Below are 1561 nucleotides of genomic sequence, written 5' to 3'. Positions count from 1 at the left end.
GACGTGCTCCACACCCAGGCCGAAGCAGAGATCCTCGAAATAGATATCGCGGCGCCGAGGGAGGCCGAGCGCCATGGCACGCTGCATGCCGGCGGCAAGCCTTCGGCGCGTGACATGTTCGAGGGCGTCTATGCCGAGATGCCGCCGCATCTCAGGCGCCAACGCCAGCAGGCCGGGGTCTGATCATGCCAAGACGGACAATGATCGAGGCGATCCGCGACGCCATGGACGTGTCGATGGCCCGCGACGAACGCGTCATCGTGTTCGGCGAGGATGTCGGCTTTTTCGGCGGCGTCTTCCGCTGCACGCAAGGCCTGCAGGCCAAATACGGCAAGAGCCGCTGCTTCGATGCGCCGATCAGCGAATCCGGCATCGTCGGCTCGGCCATCGGCATGGCCGCTTACGGCCTGAAACCTTGCGTCGAAGTCCAGTTCGCCGACTATGTCTATCCGGCCTATGACCAGATTGTCTCGGAAGCGGCGCGGCTGCGCTACCGGTCGAATGGCGACTTTACCTGTCCGATCGTGGTCAGGATGCCAACCGGCGGCGGCATTTTTGGCGGCCAGACCCACAGCCAGAGTCCGGAGGCGCTGTTCACCCATGTCTCCGGCCTGAAGGTCGTGGTGCCGTCCAATCCGCATGACGCCAAGGGTCTCTTGATTGCGGCGATCGAGGATCCCGACCCGGTGATCTTCCTGGAGCCGAAGCGGCTCTACAACGGGCCCTTCGACGGCCACCACGAGCGCCCGGTGACGCCGTGGTCGAAGCATGAACTTGGCGAGGTCGCCGACGGCCACTACACGGTCCCGCTCGGCAAGGCGGTGATCCGCCGGCCGGGTGCCGCTGTCACCGTGCTCGCCTATGGCACCATGGTTTATGTCGCCGAGGCGGCGGCCGAGGAGACCGGCATCGACGCCGAGATCATCGATCTGAGGACGCTGCTGCCGCTCGATCTCGAGACGATCGTCGGCTCGGTGAAAAAGACGGGCCGCTGCGTGATCGTGCACGAGGCGACGCTGACATCCGGGTACGGCGCCGAGCTGTCGGCCCTGGTGCAGGAGAACTGCTTCTACCATCTGGAAGCGCCGGTGGCGCGGGTCGCCGGCTGGGACACGCCCTATCCGCACGCGCAGGAGTGGGACTATTTTCCCGGTCCCGCTAGGCTCGGCCGCGCGCTCGTTGAAACGATGGAAGCCTAAAAGGGGGAGGCCTGACGACGATGGGCGAATATGTGATCAAGCTGCCCGATGTCGGCGAAGGCGTCGCCGAGGCCGAGCTGGTCGAATGGCAGGTCAAGGTCGGCGATCTCGTGCGCGAGGACGCGGTGCTGGCCGCCGTCATGACCGACAAGGCGACGGTCGAGATTCCCTCGCCCGTTGACGGCGAGATCGTCTGGCTCGGTGCGGAGATCGGCGACACGGTGGCGATCGGCTCGCCCATCGTCAGATTGAAGGTGGCCGGCGAAGGCAATGTGAAGGCCGCTGCGGAATCGTCGGGAGGTGAGGCGAAAGCCACCGAGGCTACCCCCACCCCGGGCCCCTCCCCACAGGGGGGAGGGGGA

General features: G+C 65.9%; 2 protein-coding genes and 1 pseudogene. All 3 read left to right on the top strand.

All coding sequences use genetic code 11. The annotated features are described in order from the left end of the window. Positions 1–183 (top strand): annotated as a pseudogene (locus tag EOA85_RS34955) (3-methyl-2-oxobutanoate dehydrogenase (2-methylpropanoyl-transferring) subunit alpha); the annotation flags it as partial. Between the two features lie 2 nt (positions 184–185). Then, positions 186–1199 (top strand): alpha-ketoacid dehydrogenase subunit beta, encoded by a 1014-nt coding sequence (locus tag EOA85_RS34950; protein WP_065006506.1) that lies wholly within the window; start codon positions 186–188, stop codon positions 1197–1199. 20 nt (positions 1200–1219) lie between these two features. Continuing rightward, positions 1220–1561, top strand: a 342-nt coding sequence (locus EOA85_RS34945) for a biotin/lipoyl-containing protein (protein ID WP_348627962.1), incomplete at its 3' end; no start/stop codon positions are given.

The sequence above is a fragment of the Mesorhizobium sp. M5C.F.Ca.IN.020.29.1.1 genome (assembly GCF_003997375.1).
Lineage (GTDB): Bacteria > Pseudomonadota > Alphaproteobacteria > Rhizobiales > Rhizobiaceae > Mesorhizobium > Mesorhizobium wenxiniae.
This window is presented reverse-complemented; position numbering and strand designations above follow the sequence as displayed.

What these genes read in the sequence shown, in the direction of transcription:
- EOA85_RS34950 (WP_065006506.1), top strand. Translation starts at nt 186, where the DNA reads ATGCCAAGACGGACAATGATCGAGGCGATCCGCGACGCCATGGACGTG.